The 20444-nt window shown below is 66.4% G+C and carries 12 protein-coding genes and 9 pseudogenes; 11 read left to right on the top strand and 10 right to left on the bottom strand.

Annotation, left to right across the window (positions count from 1 at the left end):
* Nucleotides 1-175: 175 nt before the first annotated feature.
* Nucleotides 176-1045: pseudogene (locus MTDSW087_RS03480) on the top strand (helix-turn-helix domain-containing protein); the annotation flags it as partial.
* A 98-nt stretch (nucleotides 1046-1143) separates the two neighbouring features.
* On the opposite strand, the gene panB reads toward MTDSW087_RS03480, so the two are convergent.
* The 6 genes from panB to MTDSW087_RS03450 all read right to left on the bottom strand — a co-directional run bounded on the left by panB (nucleotide 1144) and on the right by MTDSW087_RS03450 (nucleotide 5696).
* On the bottom strand, nucleotides 1144-2043 hold the full coding sequence (panB, locus tag MTDSW087_RS03475) for a 3-methyl-2-oxobutanoate hydroxymethyltransferase (protein WP_003599680.1): 900 nt from the start codon (nucleotides 2041-2043) through the stop codon (nucleotides 1144-1146).
* A gap of 78 nt (nucleotides 2044-2121) precedes the next feature.
* Nucleotides 2122-2418: a DUF6166 domain-containing protein gene (locus tag MTDSW087_RS03470; RefSeq protein WP_003599678.1), complete on the bottom strand. Its 297-nt coding sequence runs from the start codon at nucleotides 2416-2418 to the stop codon at nucleotides 2122-2124.
* The gene (locus tag MTDSW087_RS03465) at nucleotides 2415-2633 is read right to left on the bottom strand and encodes a hypothetical protein (RefSeq protein ID WP_003599677.1); all 219 of its coding nucleotides are present in this window, start codon (nucleotides 2631-2633) and stop codon (nucleotides 2415-2417) included. The genes MTDSW087_RS03470 and MTDSW087_RS03465 overlap by 4 nt, the downstream gene beginning before the upstream one ends.
* Nucleotides 2634-2661: 28 nt before the next feature.
* Nucleotides 2662-3051, bottom strand: coding sequence for a hypothetical protein (locus tag MTDSW087_RS03460; RefSeq protein WP_003599675.1), 390 nt, complete (start codon nucleotides 3049-3051; stop codon nucleotides 2662-2664).
* Between the two features lie 63 nt (nucleotides 3052-3114).
* Nucleotides 3115-3906 carry a sterol desaturase family protein gene (locus tag MTDSW087_RS03455; protein ID WP_003599674.1) on the bottom strand — a complete coding sequence of 264 codons (792 nt, stop codon included), beginning with the start codon at nucleotides 3904-3906 and terminating at the stop codon, nucleotides 3115-3117.
* 365 nt (nucleotides 3907-4271) lie between these two features.
* On the bottom strand, nucleotides 4272-5696 hold the full coding sequence (locus tag MTDSW087_RS03450; RefSeq protein WP_003599673.1) for an MFS transporter: 1425 nt from the start codon (nucleotides 5694-5696) through the stop codon (nucleotides 4272-4274).
* Nucleotides 5697-5858: 162 nt separating this feature from the next.
* On the opposite strand from MTDSW087_RS03450, the gene MTDSW087_RS03445 reads away from it, so the two are divergent.
* Nucleotides 5859-6611 (top strand): GntR family transcriptional regulator, encoded by a 753-nt coding sequence (locus MTDSW087_RS03445; protein ID WP_003599672.1) that lies wholly within the window; start codon nucleotides 5859-5861, stop codon nucleotides 6609-6611.
* Nucleotides 6612-7033: 422 nt separating this feature from the next.
* Here MTDSW087_RS03445 and MTDSW087_RS03440 read toward each other — a convergent pair.
* Nucleotides 7034-7483, bottom strand: a pseudogene (locus MTDSW087_RS03440) (transposase); the annotation flags it as partial.
* 133 nt (nucleotides 7484-7616) lie between these two features.
* On the opposite strand from MTDSW087_RS03440, the pseudogene MTDSW087_RS03435 reads away from it, so the two are divergent.
* Nucleotides 7617-8164, top strand: a pseudogene (locus MTDSW087_RS03435) (IS630 family transposase); the annotation flags it as partial.
* A gap of 251 nt (nucleotides 8165-8415) precedes the next feature.
* Here the strand turns inward: MTDSW087_RS03435 and MTDSW087_RS03425 are convergent.
* Complete coding sequence (locus tag MTDSW087_RS03425; RefSeq protein WP_144760264.1) at nucleotides 8416-9441, bottom strand: IS110 family RNA-guided transposase; 1026 nt, start codon at nucleotides 9439-9441, stop codon at nucleotides 8416-8418.
* A 64-nt stretch (nucleotides 9442-9505) separates the two neighbouring features.
* Here MTDSW087_RS03425 and MTDSW087_RS03420 point away from each other — a divergent pair.
* The 4 genes and pseudogenes from MTDSW087_RS03420 to MTDSW087_RS03405 form a co-directional block, all read left to right on the top strand.
* A pseudogene (locus MTDSW087_RS03420) lies at nucleotides 9506-9932 on the top strand (IS630 family transposase); the annotation flags it as partial.
* A gap of 205 nt (nucleotides 9933-10137) precedes the next feature.
* Nucleotides 10138-11310: a YihY/virulence factor BrkB family protein gene (locus MTDSW087_RS03415; RefSeq protein WP_003604606.1), complete on the top strand. Its 1173-nt coding sequence runs from the start codon at nucleotides 10138-10140 to the stop codon at nucleotides 11308-11310.
* A 157-nt stretch (nucleotides 11311-11467) separates the two neighbouring features.
* Nucleotides 11468-15439 (top strand): PAS domain S-box protein, encoded by a 3972-nt coding sequence (locus tag MTDSW087_RS03410; RefSeq protein WP_144760261.1) that lies wholly within the window; start codon nucleotides 11468-11470, stop codon nucleotides 15437-15439.
* 107 nt (nucleotides 15440-15546) lie between these two features.
* Nucleotides 15547-15911 (top strand): annotated as a pseudogene (locus MTDSW087_RS03405) (response regulator).
* A gap of 33 nt (nucleotides 15912-15944) precedes the next feature.
* On the opposite strand, the pseudogene MTDSW087_RS03400 reads toward MTDSW087_RS03405, so the two are convergent.
* A pseudogene (locus MTDSW087_RS03400) lies at nucleotides 15945-16283 on the bottom strand (transposase); the annotation flags it as partial.
* Nucleotides 16264-16688, bottom strand: a pseudogene (locus MTDSW087_RS03395) (transposase); the annotation flags it as partial. The pseudogenes MTDSW087_RS03400 and MTDSW087_RS03395, both read right to left, overlap by 20 nt.
* Before the next feature lie 137 nt (nucleotides 16689-16825).
* Between MTDSW087_RS03395 and MTDSW087_RS03390 the strand changes: the two are divergent.
* From MTDSW087_RS03390 to MTDSW087_RS03375, 4 genes and pseudogenes are all read left to right on the top strand, one after another.
* Entirely contained in the window at nucleotides 16826-18031 is a 1206-nt protein-coding gene (locus MTDSW087_RS03390; RefSeq protein WP_003607500.1) for an L-dopachrome tautomerase-related protein, read from the top strand.
* 386 nt (nucleotides 18032-18417) lie between these two features.
* Nucleotides 18418-18552: pseudogene (locus MTDSW087_RS03385) on the top strand (IS6 family transposase); the annotation flags it as partial.
* Nucleotides 18553-18613: 61 nt separating this feature from the next.
* A protein-coding gene (locus tag MTDSW087_RS03380; RefSeq protein ID WP_144760258.1) for an IS3-like element ISMch5 family transposase occupies nucleotides 18614-19761 on the top strand; the annotation gives its coding sequence in 2 pieces (ribosomal slippage) (nucleotides 18614-18863 and nucleotides 18863-19761; 1149 coding nt in all).
* Nucleotides 19762-19785: 24 nt separating this feature from the next.
* Nucleotides 19786-20319, top strand: a pseudogene (locus MTDSW087_RS03375) (IS6 family transposase); the annotation flags it as partial.
* Nucleotides 20320-20444 lie beyond the last annotated feature (125 nt).

The following is a 20444-nucleotide window of genomic DNA, read 5'->3' as shown; positions in this document are numbered from 1 at the left end:
CAACCCGCAGGTGCCAGTGGCCAGCCATGGTCGCATCGTTGTTTGGGCCTCACGCCGCGGAACCCATCTTGGCCAGCGTTCATGTGCGAGCGCAGCAGAAGGCCGGACATATGAATGCAAGCAATCGAATGACGCGAACCGACTTCGTCAACCTTGCGAGACGGGGGCCGTCCACATATGGCACCTGCTCGTCAACGCATCCGAGGCGCTGCGCGGCGTGGTCGAACGACACCAGCCCCAGATCCGGAGCGTGGCCCACCGCGCCGAGAAGGATCCCTCGGCCTCCCCTGGCCTGAGGGAGACCGCAGCCAAGCCGGAGGTGACGAGCCGACGACGTGATCGCTGTGAGGCGGCCCTGTGCCTCCACGGCGAAGGTCTGCCGACCAAGGAGATCGCTCGCCGTCTCGGCGCGTCCCGCAACGCCGTGCGCCGCTGGGTGCGGGCAGGCCGGTTCGTGCCCTACCGTCGCGCACCGGGTTCGAGCCGGCTCGACCGCCATCTCCCCTTCGTTGAGGCCCGCTGGCAGGAAGGCCAGCACAGCGCCACCGCGCTTTACCGGGAGTTGCACGCACACGGCTTCACGGGTGGCTACGATATCGTCCGGCGCTGGGCTGCGCGTCGGAAGCGCGGGGCACCGGCTCGACCACCGTCCACTCGGATCCCCTCGACGCGCCGCATCACCCGATGGCTCACTGGCGACCTGGCTGCGCTGTCGCCGGAGGATCGCGCCTTCACCGAAGCGCTCTGCAGCGCCGCGCCGAAGCTGAGCCAAGCAGCCGAGGTTATCCGCGCCTTCGCCGATCTTTTGCGCCAAAACGATCCCACCGGACTGACGCCCTGGCTGGACGCTGCAGCCGCGACCGATCTCGGCGGCTTCGTCACAGGGCTCCGGCGGGACGAGCCAGCCGTGCGCGCCGCCATCGTCGAACCCTGGAGCAACGGTCCTGTCGAGGGGCAGGTCAACCGCCTGAAACTGATCAAGCGCAGCATGTACGGCAGAGCCGGATTCGATCTCCTACGCCAGCGCGTCCTCCATGCCGCGTGAACTGAGACCGGCAAAGCTTGATCGGACAACAGACCCGCAGCACCGAAAGTGCGGATGAACCAAAGTTGCACGCCGAAACACACCCGCCCCCGTGCTTCTCAGACGTGCTTGCGCCGGGCGACGAGCGTCTGGAACTTCTCGTACTCAGCTGGATCGACGCGATACGAGTGGTCGTCGTCGGGAAAGATTACCGCCTTCACCTCCTCAACGTACTTGCGGATGCCGGTCACCGCGACCTCGGTCAGGTTGGCGTAGCGCTTCGTGAACTTCGGCTTGAAGTCCGTGAAGACCCCCAGCAGGTCGTAGGCGAGCAGGATCTGGCCGTCGCACCCGGCGCCGGCACCGATGCCGATGGTCGGGATCGTGAGCTGCTCGGAAATCAGTTTGGCAATCGGCGCCGGAACGGCCTCGAATTCCAACATGAAGCAGCCAGCATCCTCGATGGCCAGCGCGTCCTCCAGGATCTTCATCGCGGCCTCGGCGGTGCGTCCCTGGATCTTGAAGCCGCCGAAGTTCGCGATGGTGTGCGGCGTCAGCCCGATATGCGAGGCGGTTGGGATACCCGCGTCAACGAGGGCCTTCAGGATGTGCGCTTGGCTCCTGCCACCCTGCGGCTTCACCGCGTCGCAGAGCGCCTCCTGCATGAAGCGCGTGGCGTTCGTGAGGGCTCGGTCGACGGTGTTATAGCTCTGGTAGGGCATGCAGCCGAGCACGAAGGTATCCGGCGCGCCGCGCCGTACCGCCCCCGCATGTAGGATCATCATGTCCATCGTCGCGGGTATGGTGCTGGCGTGGCCGTGCGCGACCATGGCGAGGCTATCACCGACGACGGCGACGTCGATGCCTGCCATCTCGGCCCAGCGGGCGGAGGTGTAATCCGGCACGGACATGTAGACGAACTTCTCGCCGGTCTGCTTGGCGGCGCGGATGTCGAGGATCGTCCGCTTGCCTGCCTTCCTGGCCGGCTCGTTCGAGGAAGTCGCCGCGGTGGCACCCATGTCCGCCCCTCTGGAAAACGTGCGTTGGTCGAGACGACCGACCCCGGCCGCCGGGGTCGATCCGAGCTCGGCGCGCGCCTAGCGCAGGCGCTGCAGGACGCGGTCGATGTCGGCCGTCGTCATCTCCCACTCGTTCTGGAAGTTGGCCACAACGCTGCGCATGAACTGCGGCTGGAGGCGTTCCGCCTGGGCCGTGTCCCCGAGGTGTTCGACCAGCATCGCGTAGGCGAGCTGCGAGGGCTCGGGTCCCTCGTAGCTCCACTCGAAGCCGTTGCGCGAGTAGCGCTTGGCGTCCGTCCTGTCCGGAAGCGGCCTGCCGTCGACCGTGACGACGATCCCGTCGATGGTCCGGTCCCCCACGTAGACCTTGTTCACGACCGGGCCTCCCTCATCTGGTGACGCGGGGTACGGCCGTCGGAGCGGGAGCGCATCACCTCGGGGAAGATCCAGAGGCTGACGACCATGAAGGGGCCGAGGAAGGCCACGGCCCAGCGCGGGCCGACTTGGCCGAGGTAGCCCATGTAGAACCACCCCGCGAGCGCGGCCAAGGCGACAGCGACGGACAAGCCTAACTTGATGGGAAACGGCATCGGATTCCTCCCAGATCGGTGGTCTTGCTTACAGCGTGAAGACGGAGCCGACCTGCTGTAGCAGGCCGAGCGCGCCGCCGAGCCCGGCCAGCATGATGGCAAGCCCGGCCATTCCGTCACGCCAGGGCTGGGGCCAGACGTTGAACAGCCCCGGGGCGAACAGGACGGCCAGGCCGCCCACGATGACGAGGCTCGTCCAGCGCAGGTTGGCGGCACCGTAGGCGAGGCCGCCCCCGACCAGCGCCAGCAGAAGCACGACGTTGGCCGCCAGCAGCAGCAGGCCGAGCGGTCGGCCCTTCAGGTCGGGGCGGGTTTCGAGCGGGAACATACCCGTGAGGACGTAGAAGCCGACGCTGGCGACGCCGGCGAAGAGGGCGAACCACGCGAGGGCGGCGACGTTCGGTTCGATCATGCTCATGGAGGATCTCTCAGATGTCGGGGCGGAGCCCCGTTGGCGCCGCACGTCGCATGTGGCGGGGGCTTACTCGGCCGGCTGCATCGCGCCGGGCTCGGCGGCGCCCGGGGTACGCGAAGTCTTACGCATGTCGGTCTTCACGTGGCGCGTGTCGTACCCGTTGAAGAGCGTCCCGAGCAGGCCGCGATTGAGGTCCGAGGTGCCGAACAGCCAGTCCATGATCGGGAACGTCAGGTTCATGTTCCGCTCCATCATGATCGATTGGTCGTGGTGCGCGGTGTGGTGGCGCCGGTTCGTGTTGATGAACGGCATGTTGCGAACGAACCAGTTGTCCTCGACGTGGCAGCAGAAGTGCATGAACTCGTAGATCATGTAGATGCTGGTCGTCGTGGTGATGAACAGCCAGCCGACGTTCGGCGTGAACACGTTGCCGAGCACGATGGCGCCCGGAATCGACATGAGCGTGAAGGTCGCCAGCGCGTAGGGCGGGAAGAACGTCACCCGGTAATCGCGATGGTCGGCGAAGCGCATCTCGTGGTCGGTGAAGAACTGATGGTGCTGGAGGGTGTGCCGGTTGTAGACGGCGCGACCGATCGGGTTGCTCTGCGGGCGATGCATCACGTAGCGGTGCAGCCACCACTCGAAGAAGTTGCAGAACAGGAACACGACCGGCACCGTAGCGAGCTCCGCCCAGGTCGGCGACTTGATGTTCGAGATGTAGATGTACAGCGCCGTCAGACCGATTGTGTAGATGATGGCGATGTGCAGGAAGCCGTTGTACCAGCCCGCAACGCGCTGCCGATAGTTGGCCCGGTAGTTTCTCTGCCGCTCGCTCATCTTGGTGACTGCGAGTTCCATTTCGCCTCTCCTTTGTTCGCTGGCTCTTGGGGCGGCCGCAACGACCGCTTCCGTGACGATGTTCAGCAGGGCGCCATCGCCACGACGGGGTTCGTTTGAAGGGTAGGTCCGGCCACGGCCAGGGATCGGATCCGCTCCCTGGCCGTGGGACGCCCGGGAGACACGAGCTTGTCGGCAGGACATCCGCCGCATCCCCGACATACGGGGCGACGCTGGCCGTCTTCCGCGTTGCGATCCGTCTGGCACATGACGCCCTCCCAGGTTTGTTTCGCAGAAAACACCACTGATATATCAGTTGTCAACAGTATCATGCCGGATCGGCGGATCAGCGGGAACGCATGCGCACGGCGTTCCCGTCTGGCCGGTCAGTGCGAGATCGCTTCGAGCGACTTGCCCTTGGTCTCGATACCGAGAATGCCGACGCTCGCGGCCGCGATCACGAAGGAGCCGGCACCCAGCGCGAACACCCCGCCATGGCCGAGCGTCGGTAGGATGATGCCGATGGCGTAGGGCCCGATGAGCGAGCCGACCCGGCCGACCGCCGAGGCGCACCCGGCGCCGGTGGCCCGCGCCCGTGTCGGATAGAGCTCGGGGGTGTACGCGTAGAGCACCGACCACATGCCGAACAGGAAGAACTGCATCACCAGCCCGAAAGCGATCAGCCAACCGAACGAGGGCGAGTGGCCGTAGAGATAGGCCGCGACCGCGCTGCCGAGGAGCATCAGGACGGCGGTGGGCTTGCGGCCCCAGCGCTCGACCAGGATCGCCGAGGTGATGAAACCTGGGACGCCCGCCAGCGAGATGAGGATGGTGTAGACCACGGACTTGGTAACGCTGTGCCCGGCCTCCTGGAGGAGTGCGCCGAGCCAGGTGGTCAGCCCGTAGAAGCCCAGCAGCGCGAAGAACCAAGTCAGCCAGATCATGACCGTGCGGCTGGCGTAGCCCGGGCTCCAAAGTTCGAGGAACGAGAAGCGACGTTCCCCCTGGGCCTGTGCGGGGAGGACCTTCGGCTCGGACAGCGACCGCCCGTCGAGGCGCGCTGCCACCTTCGCCTCGATCTCACGCATAACGCGGTCCGCCTCCTCGTAGCGACCGCGATCAGCAAGCCAGCGGGGTGATTCGGGAACGAAGAACCGTATCGCGAACAGGAACAACGCCGGCACTGCCTGCGCGAGGAACACGGCCCGCCAATCGAAGTAGCTCAGCAGCACGTAGCTGAGGCAGCCCGCGGCGATGAAGCCGAGCGGCCAGAAGCCCTCCATGATTGCGAGATAGCGGCCGCGGTTGGCCGTCGGTAGGAACTCCGAGACGATGGCGAGAGCCACCGGGAACTCCATGCCCATGCCGAAGCCGAGGAGCAGGCGCGCGTAGCCGAGCGCGGTCGCATCGGGCGCGTAGGCGCACCAGACGCTGCCCAGACCCCAGAAGATCATGCTGACCTGGAAGACGACCTTCCGGCCAAAGCGGTCGGCGAGCATCCCTGAGATGCCCGCCCCCAGAAACATGCCGATGAAGCTCATACTGGAGAGCAGGCCCGCCTGAGCGGTCGAGAGGCCGAACTCCGTCTTGATCGAGCCGAGCAGGAAGGTGAGCGAGCCGAGGTCGATTGAGTCGAAGAACCATGCGGTCGCGATGATGAGGAAGATGTTGCGCTGGAACTGCGTCATCGGCAGGCGCTCCAGCCGTGCCGCGATCACCGCGCTTGATCCTGCCGCGACAAGAGCGGGGATCTCAGTCGTAGCCCGTTCCGGTAGTGCGTCGCCGGTGGGTATCGCAATTTGCCCTACCATCTCATGCCTCCCTACGTTCTTAGTATGCGCCCGGCATTTTTGCAGGATACTTCTAATCTACGCAAGATATATCAGCGGTATGACTCTTGCGCAGAGAAGCGCGCGGCACCATGCAGCCATCAGGGGGCGTGGTGAGCGGACCGGGCTAGGCAGGGGGAGTCCATGAACTACGTGACCGGGAAGACGGCGTCGGTCCGTGCCGCGAAGAACGGCGAGAAAAGGGCCAGGAAGGCCGTGAAGGATGCGCCCGATGGGGCGGCCGGCGGCGAAGACCTACCTGACCTGACACTGACCGACAGGGCCTACCAGCAGTTGGAGGAGATGATCACGACGCTCGCGCTCCCGCCCGGCATGGTGCTCGGCGAGCAGAACCTGGTCCAGCGCCTCGGGATCGGGCGCACCCCGATCCGGGAAGCCCTGCAGCGTCTCGCCCGTGACGGCCTCGTTGTGGTCATGCCGCGTCGCGGCATCCTCGTCTCCGACATCAACGTGCGCACGCAGCTGCGCCTGCTGGAGACCAGACGTGTCTTGGAACGATTGATCGCCCGCCTCGCTGCGGAGCGGTCCACGAAGGAGGAGCGGGACGTCTTTGCCGGAATCGCCCAGGACATGCGGGAGGCGGCCTCGGCGTCGGATGACTTGGCGTTCATGCGCCTGGATCGTCAGTTCAACGATCTCATCGCGACGGCCTCGCGCAACGAGTTCGCGGTGCGCTCCCTGGAGAGCATGGCGGGCCTGTCACGGCGTTTCTGGTACCAGCACTACAAGCAGGCGGCCGACCTGCCGCTGACCGCCAATCTCCACGCCGACGTCTGCGAAGCGGTCGCCCGACGCGACGTCGACGCCGCCGGCGCCGCGTCGGACAAGCTCGTGGATTACATCGAGAGCTTCGCTCGCAAGACCCTCGACGTCTAGCTCGTGCCGCGCCCGAGCAGGACCGAGCAGGCTGGCATTCCCGCCTATGCACATGCCCGGCTCGCTTGGCGTCTCGCCGTGGGGCCGCTGACGAACCCACTCGGACTTTCAGTGCCTCCCGGCTGTGCCGGAGCTCCTGACCCCAAGCAGACCTTCGAGTTGACAACGTCGAAGTTCCGGATGGGGTGGTGAGCTGTCTCTGCCTTGGCGCTTGGAAGCCGACATTGTTGCCGCGGGCGGTCAGACGTAGCGCGCACGCGTCCTCGGGCTGGCTCGACGGTCTGTGGGGGCCGGTGGCGGCGAGCAACTTCGCAGCACGCCCCCAGGCGGCCGGCCTTCAGGTCACCTCGGAACATGACGTCCGACTGATAGGCCCTCCCTCAGCCAATCGGCTCCATGTCCTGGCGCGCGAGTGCTCGTTTGACCGCCTTGAACTTGCTGCCGTCAACCGCGACGACGGCCTTGCTGAACAGGTTCAGCCGGCGGCACAGCATCACGAACTGCGCGCAGGCGGCCTGGATGGCTGGGCCATTATCCTTGCGGAAGTCGGCCAGCGTCTTGAAGTCGGGCATCAGCCGGCCGGTCAGCCAGATCAGTTCGATGTTGCGCTGGCTCTCGCGTTCGAGGCGCCGGCTCGACGGAACGCGGTTGAGGTAGCCGTACACGTAGATCTTCAGCAGAGTCGCTGGATGGTAGGCCGGACGGCCCGTGGCCTCCGGTACCGCGCCCGCGAAGCCGAGCGCGCCCAGATCGAGCTCATCGACGAACACTTCGACGAGGCGAACCGGATTGTCGGCGGTGATGTAGTCGTCCAGACAGTCGGGAAGGAGCGTGATCTGCTGACGATCCTCGCCTGCGATGAAGCGCTTCATCCCGAACTCCCCAGATCGGGATTTACTCTACCAGATCAGGGCGTTTTCACACAGCCTGGACCTCTGTGAGTCGGTTGGGGTTCCCTGACGAGGCGAGATCTAATTCCCTTTGGTCCTCTCGATAGGAGGATCGATGGGGTCACCGTTGTCATCGGATCTGCGCGAGCGCGTCGTGAAGGCCGTGTCCGAGGGCGCCTCGCGCCGTCAGGCCGCCGAGCGGTTCGGGGTCAGTCCCGCCAGCGCTATCCGCTGGCAGGAGAGCTTCGAGCGGGAAGGCCGGGTGGCGGCCAAGCCGCAGGGTGGCGACCGACGCTCGCAGCACCTCGAAGCGCAAGCCGAACTGATCCTCAAACTGCGCTTGGATCGACCGATGCTCACCCTATCGGAGGTGCGCGCCCTGCTGGCCGAACGCGGGATCGCCACCAGCGAGAGCGGCCTGTCGCGCTTCTTCCAGCGCCACGCCGTCACGCACAAAAAAACACGCTTCACGCCGCCGAGCAGCAGCGACCGGACGTGAAAGCCGAGCGCGAGGACTGGTTCGAGGCTCAGGACGAACTCGACCCGGACAGGCTCGTCTTCCTCGATGAGACGGCGACCACCACCAACATGGTCCGCCGCTACGGCTGGGCCGTGCGCGGTGAGCGTTGCCGTGTCGCTGTCCCGCACGGCCATGTGTGGACGCCCCCTGGGGTGCAAGCAAAATCTCTGTACAGGCGCTGCGCGTGATCAGGTGCTGCCATGTGTCCGGCCTCTGATGCGGCGGATCATGTGCCGCGGGCCCGTATGGGAGTGCGAGGATCGGGACCACATCACTACAGCGCGCTCGAAGCGCTACCCGTGCGCCTGGTTCTCCCGACCCCGCCTCACCGACGTTGCGCCATACCTGTCCGTCGACCTCCTCACGCCCTCCGACAGCCTCGCGTCCGCCCCGCCTACGCGGTGACGGCCGGAGCTCGGTAGACCCCGCCCTTCGTCAGAAGGGCCCACGCGATGCGCGCGTTCTTGTTCGCCACGGCCACGATAACCAGCATCGGCGGCTTGCGCGCCAGCATCCGGCCCAGCCACGAGTCGGACGGCACGCCCTTGCGTTTGGCCCAGCGCACCACCGCGCTGGCAGCGATGATCAGCAGGCGGCGCAACGTGCGCTCGCCCATGCGCGAGGTGCGGCCAAGGCGCTCCTTGCCGCCGGTCGAGCGCTGCACCGGCGTCAGCCCGACCCAGGCGGCGAAGTCCCGGCCTGAGCGGAATGTCCCGGTCGGCGGGGCCAGCGCCTCGATGGCGGTGGCGATCAGCGGACCGATGCCGGGCACGCTCATCAGCCGCCTGGCCGTCTCGTCGGCCTTGGCGCGTGCCGCGATCTCGGCGTCGAGCGCCGCGGTTTGCTCCTGCAGATGGCGCAGCGTGCCAACAAGCACGGCGAGGCAGGCTCGGGCGGCCGGCGGGATGCCCGAGTCGGGATCCTCGATCTGGGCGATCAGCCGCTCAATGTGGGCGGGGCCCTGTGGCGCGATCAGGCCGTATTCGGCGAGATGGCCGCGCAACGCGTTGATGAGCTGGGTGCGCTGGCCGACCAGTACATCGCGGGCTCGGAAGATCGCCGCAGCGGCCTGCTTGGCCTCGCTCTTCACGGCGACGAACCGCATGGTCGGGCGCTGCGCGGCCTCGCAGATCGCTTCGGCATCGGCCGCATCGTTCTTCTGCCGCTTGACGAAGGGCTTCACGTAGGCCGGCGCGATCAGCTTGACCGCGTGGCCGAGCCTGCCGATCTCTCGGCCCCAATGGTGGGCGCCAGGGCAAGCCTCCATCGCCACGACGCAAGGCGGCTGGGCGGCGAAGAAGGCCAGCACCTGATCGCGTCGCAACTTCTTGCGGAACACCGGCGCGCCGGCGGCATCCGCGCCGTGGGCCTGGAAGACATTTTTGGCCAGATCCAGGCCGATGGTGGTAGCCTCTGTCACGGACGCCTCCCTCTGATGGCTCTCAACACCACCATCCTGGCACGTCGATGCCGTCGGGGGGCGTCCACCCCATCATTGGAAGACCACCACCGTCACCGCGGCCCTGCGCACCAGCGGGGTGGCGGCCACGGTCCTGTTCGACGGAGCCACCAACGGCCAGCGCTTCCGGGCCTACGTCACCGACACCCTGGTGCCCGTGCTGAAGCGGGGTGACACGGTGATCATGGACAACCTCGCCGCTCACAAGGTGGCCGGCGTGCGCGAAGCCATCCAGGCGGCGGGCGCCAAGTTGCTCTATCTTCCGCCCTACTCGCCGGACCTCAACCCGATAACAGATCTTCGCCAAGCTCAAAGCCGACCTGCGCAAAGCCGCCGCGCGGACGCTTCCAGATCTGAAAGCGGCAATCCGATCCGCCCTCGACAGCCTTACACCAAAGGCCTGCCGCAACTGCCTGACAGCGGCAGGATACGACGCATACGATCCAACCTGATCGGCAACAGCTCTAGCCTGCCACGCTTGATCGGGTCGGGTTCTAGATAGGGCGTGAGCGGACGGGCGACCGCTCCGACGCCGAGGCCTTTGTCGATGCAGTAGGGGCATGTGGGATGTTCGCGAGCCTAGGGCACCAAAGCGTGTCCATTGCCGTTGTGACGATGCCCAAGGGCCGACCGTGAGCCCTGCAGCACCGGTGAGCCATGACGGACCAGACTACCCCACCGCTTCCTGCCACCGCCTCCCCGCAGACCTCCTCGACCCTGTGGACCGCATTCCTGGGCGTGGCGCTCGTCGGCCTAGTCGCCCTGCCAAGGCGGCGCAGTGGTTCGTCGCCCGGCGCGGGCCACTTCTCGGCGGGCGAGCGGAAGCTCGGAACCGAGGATGGCCCCGCCTCCCAGGAGGGGGCCGCGGCCACTCGCGTAGCCGAGGCCGAGCCGGAGCGCGGGCGACAGGCGAACACGCCCTCCGAGATCCCCGCCAAGGGCTGGAAGGACATCGGGCTGCGCCTCTACCAGGAGTTCAGCAACGACCGCATCCTGCTGGTCGCGGCCGGCGTCACCTTCTACGCCATCCTGGCGCTGTTCCCGGCCATCGCTGCACTCGTCTCCATCTACGGCGCAGTCGCGGACCCGAGCACGATCAACACGCACCTGAACGAGTTGCGCGGCATCCTGCCGGACGGGGCTATCGACATCGTCGGCGGCCAGGTGAAGCGGTTGACCGACCAAGGCGACACCGCGCTCGGGCTCACCGCCGTGGTCAGCGTTCTGATCTCGCTCTGGAGCGCGAACGGCGGGATGAAGGCGATCTTCGACGCGCTCAACATCGCCTACGAGGAGGAGGAGAAGCGTTCGTTCGTGATGCTCAACCTGCAGTCGCTCGCCTTCACGGCCGGCGCGCTCCTGTTCGTGGTGCTGGCGTTGACCGGCATCGTGGTGGTGCCGGCCGCCCTGCAAGTGCTCGGGCTCGATCAGAAGGCCTGGTACATCGCGCTTCTGCGCTTCCCCGCTCTGCTGCTCCTCGTCATCGGGACGCTGGCTGTGCTCTACCGTTACGGTCCGAGCCGCAGGAAGCCGAAGTGGCGCTGGGTGACCTGGGGCAGCGCAGTGGCCGGCACGCTGTGGCTGATCGTGTCGGGCCTGTTCTCCTGGTACGTCGCCAATTTCGGCAGCTACAACGAGACCTACGGCTCGCTCGGCGCCGCCATCGGCTTCATGACCTGGATCTGGCTCTCGACCACTGTCGTGCTGCTCGGGGCCGAGCTCAATGCCGAAATGGAGCACCAGACCGCGCATGACACAACCGTCGGCAGCCAGAAGCCGCTCGGCGCGCGGCAGGCTCGCATGGCCGACACCGTCGCGCCATCCGCCTGACCGCGGGCGGCGTAAACGCCTGCCCGGGACGCGGGCCGGCGTGCGGCGAATGCGTAGCCGCTCGGGTCGGCCTACGCGTCGCCTCAAATGACAGGCAAGAGGCTCCCACACTCCGTCGGCGCCCACCTTTTCCTCGAACACGTCGCGTAACCTCGCCTTGAGCACCTTCTCCCGACGCACCCCCGACGAACCGGAGCAGCTCCACTACCGGGCGATCTTCGACAGCGCCGTCGACTTCGCCATCATCACCACCGACCATGAGGGACGTGTCACCGCCTGGAACCCGGGCGCCGAGCGCATCCTGGGCTGGTCGGCCGGTGAGATGGTGGGGCAGTCGGCCGCGACCTTCTTCACCCCCGAGGACCGGGCGGCAGATCGGCCGGCAACGGAGATGCGGTGCGCCGCCGAGACCGGGCACGCGGCCGACGAGCGCTGGCACCTGCGGAAGGACGGCTCCCGCTTGTGGGCCAGCGGTGAGCTGATGCCCCTGCGTTCGATGGAGGGCGCCGACATCGGCTTCCTCAAAATCCTGCGCGACCGCACTGAGGCCACCGCGACGGAAGGGGCGACCCGCCGGAGCCGGGACGAGCTCCAGGTCGTCACCGACGCGCTGCCGATCCTCATCAGCTTCATCGACCAGGACTGCGTCTACCGGTTCGTGAACCGGCACTACGAGATCTGGTTCGGGCGCCCGGCGAGCGAGATCCTCAACCGGCCGGTGCGCGAGGTCGTCGGCGAGGACGTCTATGCCGCCAGGCTGCCCTTCATGGCACGGGCGCTCGCGGGCGAGGACATTACCTTCGACGCGCTGATGCCATACCGGGGCGGCGCATCGCGCCAGTCCGAGATCCGCTACATCCCGCGCCGGACCGCAGACGGGGCCGTCGACGGCATCTTCGTCATGGTCACCGACATCGCCGAGCGACAAGCCGCGCAGGCTAATCTGCAGGAGGCCGAGGACCGCCTCCGGCTGGCTCTGAAAGGGGCCGGCACCGGCATTTACGACTACGACCTCGTCACGAGCGCCCTCACCTGGGACGCGCGCACTCGCGCCCTCTTCGGGCTGTCGGTAGACGACCCGGTCTCCTACGAGGACGCCTTCCTGCCCGGCGTCCACCCAGGCGACCGCGACCGGGCCGACCGCGCCATCCAAGCCGCCATCGGCTCGCCCGAAGGTTTCGACATCGAGTACCGCGTCGTCGGCCGGCACGACGGCGTGGAACGCGTCCTCGCCGCCAAGGGCAACACCGTCTTTCGGGACGGTGAGCCGGTTCGCTTCGTTGGGACGGTGCACGACGTCACGCAGGCCCGGACCGCCGAGGCGCAGGCGCGCCGGCTGGCAGCCTTGGTCGAGCAATCGACGGACTTCATCGGCATCGCGGATCTCGACGGGAGCGCCGAGTTCCTGAACGAGGCGGGGCGCAGACTCGTCGGTCTCGCGAGCCTGGCAGAAGCCCGCAGCTACAACCTGGTGGACTACTTCGAGCCCGGCGACAGGCCGACAGTGCTGGATCAGGTGCTCCCGGCCGTGCGCGAGAGTGGCTTCTGGGAGGGCGACCTCGCGTTCCGAAACTTCTCGACGGGCGCCGCCGTCCCGGTCCACTACACGATCTTCCCGGTCCGCGACGCGCACGGGGCCGTCACCGGCTACGGCACCGTCACCCGCGACCTCACGGAACGTCGCAGACAGGAATCCTTCCGGGATGCCCTAATAGCCTTTGGCGACCGGCTGCAGGCCTGTCAGGGCACGGCCGAGATGGCGGCCGTAGGGGCCGAGATCATGGCGCGCACGCTCGGCCTCGACCGCGCCGGGTACGGCACGGTCGACGACACGCTGAAGCACATCGAGATTGAGCGGGACTGGACAGCGGCCGGCGTGGCGAGCGTCGCGGGGCGGCACCGCTTCGACGATTTCGGCGCGGTCCGGGCAGGTTTGTCGGAAGGCCGCGAGATCGTCATCCCGGACGTGATGACCGACCCGCGGACCGCAGGCAATACGGGCCCGCTCCTGAGCATCGGCGTCCGCGCCCTGATCAACGTGCCTGTGATGGAGCAGGGGCGGATCGTGGCGGTGTTCTTCCTGCACGACCGGCAGGTCCGCGACTGGCGCACCGACAAGCTCGCCTTCATCCGCGACATCGCCGAGCGCACCCGGGCCGCCATCGAGCGGTTCCGCGCCGAGGCGCGCCGGCGCGAGAGCGAGGAGCAGTTCCGGGTTTTTGCGGAGGCCATGCCGAACCATGTCTGGGCGGCGAGCGCGGCCGGCGAACTCTACTGGTTCAACGAGCAGGTCTATGCCTACAGCGGCGCTCGACCGGGCGAGCTCGACGGTACGGCGTGGGCCGCCATCGTGCACCCCGACGACGCCGAGAGAGCGGGGGGTGCCTGGGCGGACGCACTGGCGGATGGGGCCCACTACGAGACCGAGTTCCGCATCCGCCGCGCGGACGGGTCCTACCGCTGGTTCCTCGTGCGCGCCGAGTCGATCCGCGGTCTGGATGGCGCCGTCACGCGTTGGATCGGCACGAACACGGACATCGAGGAACAGAAGCGCGTCGCGGCGCAGCTGGAGAGCCTCAACGAGAACCTGGAGCAGCAGGTCGAGGAGCGCACTCGCGACCGCGACCGGATGTGGCGGCTCTCGACCGACGTGATGCTGGTGGCCCGCTTCGACGCGACCATCGTGGCGGTGAACCCGGCCTGGTCCACCCTTCTCGGTTGGTCGGAAGCTGAGTTGATCGGGCGCTCCTTCAAGGATCTGGTGCACCCGGACGACGCTGCGTCCACCGCCGCGGCCGCCGGTGACCTCTCGGCCGGCTCGGTCATCCCACGCTTCGCGAACCGCTACCGGCAGAAGGACGGCAGCTATCGCTGGTTGTCGTGGACGGCGGTGCCCGACGAGGCGTTCATCCACGCGGTCGGGCGCGACATCCAAGTCGAGAAGGAGGCAGCCGAGGCGCTTGCCAGGACTGAGGAGGCGCTGCGGCAGTCGCAGAAGATGGAGGCCGTCGGGCAGCTGACCGGAGGGCTCGCCCACGACTTCAACAACCTGCTCACCGGCATCTCAGGCTCGCTGGAGCTGATGCAAACCCGTGTGAGCCAGGGCCGCCTCACCGATCTCGACCGCTACATGACCGCGGCGCAGGGCGCCTCGAAGAGGGCTGCTGCGCTCACGCACCGCCTGCTCGCCTTCTCGCGCCGTCAGACGCTTGATCCGAAGCCAACGAACGTGAACGCCCTCATCCACGGCATGGAGGAATTGATCCGCCGCACCGTGGGTCCGGCCATCCAGATCGAGGTGGTCGGGGCGGCCGGGCTGTGGCCGGCGCTTGTCGACCCGCCACAGCTTGAGAACGCGCTCCTCAACCTCTGCATCAACGCTCGCGACGCGATGCCGTGCGCGGGGCGGATCACCATCGAGACGGCCAACAAGTGGCTCGACGAGCATGCGGCCAGGGAGCGTGACCTGCCGCCGGGCCAGTACCTCTCGCTCTGCGTGACCGACACCGGCACCGGCATGACGCCGGACGTGATCGCGCGCGCCTTCGACCCGTTCTTCACCACCAAGCCGATGGGCCAGGGCACTGGCCTCGGCTTGAGCATGATCTCCGGCTTCGCCCGCCAGTCCGGCGGGCAGGTGCGCATCTATTCGGAGGTGGGCCAGGGCACGACCATGTGCATCTACCTGCCTCGCTACTACGGCGACGCCGAAGGCTTCGACAGCCTGCCGGATCTCGCCGCAGCTCCGCGCGCCGAGCAAGGGGAGACGGTGCTCATCGTGGACGACGAGCCGAGCATCCGCATGCTGGTCACCGAAGTGTTGGAGGACCTGGGCTACACCGCCATCGAGGCGGCCGACGCGGCGGCCGGGCTCAAGGTGCTGCAGTCGGACGTGCGCATCGACCTGCTCGTCACCGACGTCGGCCTGCCGGGTGGCATGAACGGGCGGCAGATGGCGGACGCAGCGCGGGTGGGCCGACCCGACCTCAAGGTCCTGTTCATCACCGGCTACGCCGAGAACGCGGCGGTCGGCAACGGGCACCTCGAACCCGGGATGGCCGTCCTCACCAAGCCCTTCGTGATGGAGGCGCTCGCCTCCCGCATCAAGGATCTTATCGCGGCCCCATGAGGCATCGACGCACCAGGGTTGCGGCAGTCCAGGGAGGCGTCGCAAAACTGCAACTTTATCCCATGTTAGCGGCTTGAGACTCACCCGTTGCACCAACCTTACGTGTCATGTCGAAGAAGCCGCTGACAGCCATCCGGGTCGTATTGCTCGTTGAGGACGATGCCTTCGTACGGCTCGTCGCACGGGACATGCTGGAAGAGTCCGGCTTCGACGTCATACGGCCGACGCGGCCCTCGTGCTATTAGAGGGCGACCCCGGCATCGGCACCCTTTTCACGGACATCGACATGCCCGGCTCGATGGACGGCATCGCCCTGGCCGCCCGCGTCGCGGAGCGCTGGCCGCACATCCGTCTCGTGGTGACCTCGGGCCGGGCTTGCATGCAGGACGGCGACCTGCCTGACCATGGGCGGTTCCTGTCCAAACCCTACCACCGGTCCGATCTCGTCGACGTCATCGCGCGCGCCGCCTGAGCGGACCGATCCCGAACCTAGAGCCGCATCCGATCAGGTTGGGTCGAAAGCATCGTAGCCTGCGGCCACGAGGTAGTTACGGCATTCGTCCGGTGTGAAGCGCGTGAAGGCCTGTTTGATGGTGTCGCAAAGGTCCGCGACCGTGCGAGCGGCCTGGGCACGCAAGCCAGCTTTGAGCTTGGCAAAGGCGAGTTCGATCGGGTTCAAGTCTGGCGAATACGCCGGCAGGTAGAGCAGCCGGGCGCCAGCCGCCTCGATGCGCTCGCGGATGCCGCTGACCTTGTGAGCCGGCAGGTTGTCGAGCACCACCGTGTCACCGTGCTTCAAGGTCGGGATTAGGGTCTCCTCGACATAACTGCGGAAGCGAGCGCCGGTCAGCCGCGTCGTCACCACGGGTCGAGGCGTAGCGGTACGTCTTCGGCTCAAGGCCGATCAGCCCGCAGGCACGACGCTGCGAATAACCTTTCTCCTCGATGGCCCAGCTCACGGCCGTTCTCCGTGCGCCGGGCGTCAGAAGTTTTTTCCCAGCGCCTCACGCAGCGTGGCCACGTCGAGCATCGCCTCGGCCAGGAGCTTCTTGAGCTTGCGGTTCTCCTCATCGAGCGCCTTCAGACGCCGCGCGTCCGAGACCTCCATGCCGCCGAAGCGCGAGCGCCACGTGTAGAACGTCGCGTCGCTGATGCCGTGGCGGCGACAGATCTCAGCCACCGGCAGCCCAGCCTGCTGCTCCTTCAGGATGCCGATGATCTGCTCTTCGCTAAACCGGCTCTTCTTCATCGTCCGTCTCCTGCTCGACGGACCCTAGCTTCAGAATGAGGGCAGGCCAGGGGGCAAGGTCAAACAGGGGGCAAGGTCACGGGGAGCCAAGATCGTGCTGAGGAGTTGGCTGGCATACCTCTCAGAGAGTGCCCAGTATGAAACTTTCAGCGAGCGCCCATTTCGGTCTGGCCCTAGCCCTGATGGCCAGCACCGCAGCGCTAGTGGGTCCCGCCCTATCCCAGAGCCGCGCTCCAGCCGATGGCAATCTCACCCAGATCGCGAGCTTCGCGCATCAGGTCACAGGGATCACTGTAAGCCGAGACGGGCGTATGTTCGTTAACTTCCCGCGTTGGAGTGAGGACGCTCCGGTCTCGGTTGCCGAGTTGAAGGATGGCAAGCCGGTCGCTTACCCGAACGATGACTGGAACAGCTGGCGCAATGCCAGGAAGGACGAGGTCGATCCTAAAACACACTTCGTCTGCGTTCAGAGCGTCGTCGCCGATGGGCAGGATCGCCTTTGGGTGGTCGACGCCGCCGCACCGGCGATGGCGCATGTGATCAAGGACGGAGCCAAGCTCGTGGGTATCGACCTGAAGACCAATCAGGTCGTGAAGACAATCCCGTTCGATACCAGCACGGTGATGCAGGCCTCCTACATCAACGACGTACGCATCTCGCCCGATGGCAAGACCGCCTACCTGACGGACTCCGGGGCTGAGGGGGCGCTGATCGTGGTCGATCTCGACAGCGGTTCAGCCAAGCGCGTGTTGTCCGGCCACCCCTCGACGATGCCGGATAAGAGCGTGACCATACAGTACGACGGAAAGCCACTCCGTCGCCCCGATGGGCGCGGCGTCGAGTTCTCCGCCGACGGCATTGCACTCTCCCCTGATGGCAAGACACTCTACTGGCAGGCCATAAAGGGTAAGACCCTCTACAGCCTCCCGACTGACGCACTGACAGGTTGGGCCACGGCATCATTCGTGCCCGAGTCGCTGAGCGACAGAACCCTGAGCGGGAAGATCGCCACGGTCGGCGAGAACGGGCCGGCTGACGGGCTACTGATCTCTCGCAAGGACGGGCGGATGTATGTCACCTCACCGCAGGACAACGCAGTGAAGGTCCGCGACCTGACCAAGCCGGACGGTGGCCTGACCACGCTGGTTCAGGACGACAGGCTCCGGTGGCCGGATACGTTCAGCGAAGGGCCCGATGGCACGATCTACGTGACGACGTCCCACATTCAGGACTCGGCGGATTACAAGCCCGGCGCCCCTATCAGCTTGCCGACCGAGTTGTGGGCCATCAAGGCTAACCAAGCCGCTGTCCCAGGGTCGACGGGTTCGGGAACCACCCGCTGAAGACAGGCGGGATCCCGTATCGCACCACGAGAGCCCGCCCTGCAGCTGCCGCGGCGGGCTTTCTCAGCAGTGATCGACTTATCTGATGCGGCAGGTTCGGGAGAGCGGAGTTCCAACTCGGCTTCGGAGCATGTGCACCCTTCCAGTCGATGCCGCGACCAACTGCCGGCTGCTTCTTTCTGGCTGCCTGTTAAATCGGCCAAGTCGCTTTCCACACCGGGCCAAAGGTGGCGCACGGCTGACGAACGGCCGCTTCGGAGATGCGCACAAGGCGGTCCGAACGTCTGGGTCGGGTGGAGGGGCCTGTCGCAAACCCGGACGGCCCTTCGTTTACGGCTCGTTAGCCACACCCACCCAGCGTGCCGCTCCGCTTTCGGAGCCGGCCCATGATCCTGTCCGCTATCGCCGCCAAGCTCAAGCAGCGGGCTAAGGCTGACTTCCGAGGCCGGCACTACGAGGCGGCCCTGATCGTCCAGGCGGTCTCTTGGTACCTGCGCTACCCGCTCAGCTATCGCGACATTGGCCTGCTGCCGGTTTCACGGACACCCTGTTTAGGTGTGAAGGTGAAGCCGGAGGTGCTCCATGCAGCGTCGCAAGTTCGGACGTGAGTTCAAGATCGAGGCGGTTCGACTGATTCGGGAACGTGGTGTCAGTGTGGCGCAGGCCGCGCGCGATCTCGATGTTCACGAGACGATGCTGCACCGGTGGGTGAGGCAGGCGGCGGCCGATCCCCAACACGCTTTTCCCGGTCAGGGGCAGATGAAGCCCGAGCAGATCGAGATCGACCGGCTGGGCAAGGAGGTCGCTCGTCTAAAAGCGGAGCGTGATATCCTAAAAAAGGCCGCCGCATACTTTGCGAGGGACGCGATATGAAGTTCGCGTTCATCGCAAAGCATCGTGCTGTCTGGCCAGTTGCCTGGATGTGCGCGGCGCTGGGTGTCTCGCGCTCCGGCTTCCACGCTTGGCTCACCCGGCAGCCTAGCCGACGCACACGGGACGACGAAGCCATCCTGAGCAAGGCCCACGCGAGCTTCGTGGCCAGCGACCGCACCTACGGCGCGAGGCGCGTCTGGCGCGATGTGCTCGCCCAGGGCGTGTCATGCGGGCTGCACCGCATCGAGCGGATCATGCGCGAGAATGCCTTGCGAGCGCGACCGCGCCGACGGGGCCTGCCAAAGGATGAAGGTGAGCGGGCCGCTGCCTCGCCCAATCTCCTGGAGCGGCGGTTCGCGGCCGACGCTCCGAACCGGAAGTGGATCGCCGACTTCACGTATATCTGGACCGCCGAGGGCTGGCTCTACGTCGCCGCCGTCATCGATCTGTTCTCGCGCCGTGTCGTGGGCTGGTCGATGCAGGCCAGTATGACGGCTCAACTCGTGACAGATGCGCTCGTCATGGCGATCTGGCGCAGAGGCAAGCCGGATGCCTTGCTGCATCACTCGGACCAGGGCTCGCAATACACGAGCGAAGCCTTCCAGCGTCAAATGACCGAGCACGGCGTGACCTGCTCGATGAGCCGTTCGGGCAACGTCTGGGACAACGCGGCAATGGAGAGCTTCTTCTCCTCGCTGAAGACCGAGCGCACCGCCCGACGGACCTACCGGACGCGGGATGAAGCCCGTGCAGACGTGTTCGATTACATCGAGCGCTTCTACAACCTGGCGCGGCGGCACTCGACCTTGGGCTACCTCAGCCCCGTCGAGTTCGAAAACCGAACCCAATTAGCTTAGGACGGTGTCCAACAAACCGGCAGCAGGCCAATGCGGCAGTTCCGTCGGCCACACTGCGGCTCGGTGCGGATCGATGAGACCTACATCAAGGTTCGCGGCCAGTGGCGCTACCTCTACCGCGCCATCGACAAGCATGGCGAGGCGGTCGACTTCTTGCTCACCGCCCATCGCGATCTCGACGCCGCCAAGCGCTTCTTCCGCAAGATGCTCCAGGATCAGCCGCTGCTCGCCCCGGATCGCATCGGCACCGATGGCGCTGGTCCCTACCCATCCGCCATCGCCGACAGCTGCATGGCGGGTCTGCTGCCACGAGCGCCGGTCCACTACATCACCAAGCACCTGCAGCAAGGCATCGAGAGCGACCACTTCCGGGTCAAACGAGCGATGCCGCGAGTCGGCGGCTTCCGCTCCTTCAACACGGCCCGGCGCACGATCTCCGGCTTCGAGGCGATGCTGTGGCTGCGGAAAGGCTTCGGGTTCGCTGGTACGTGGACCGTCCGGGAGCAGAACCAGCTGCTGGCTTACTGCTTCGGACTTCCCGCCGCGAACAAAGCGTGAAAGCGGGGTGGAAGACGCCCTCCTGTTGATCCGCCCCCACTGAAGTGGTCCGCCCTGAGGTATGGCTTTTGAGCCAGATGAGGACGGACAGATGGGAACGAAGCGGCACAAGCCGGAAGACGTGG

The organism is Methylobacterium dankookense, assembly GCF_902141855.1.
GTDB lineage: Bacteria > Pseudomonadota > Alphaproteobacteria > Rhizobiales > Beijerinckiaceae > Methylobacterium > Methylobacterium dankookense.
The sequence above is the reverse complement of the archived record's forward strand: the minus strand, read 5'-3'. Positions and strand labels throughout refer to the sequence as shown.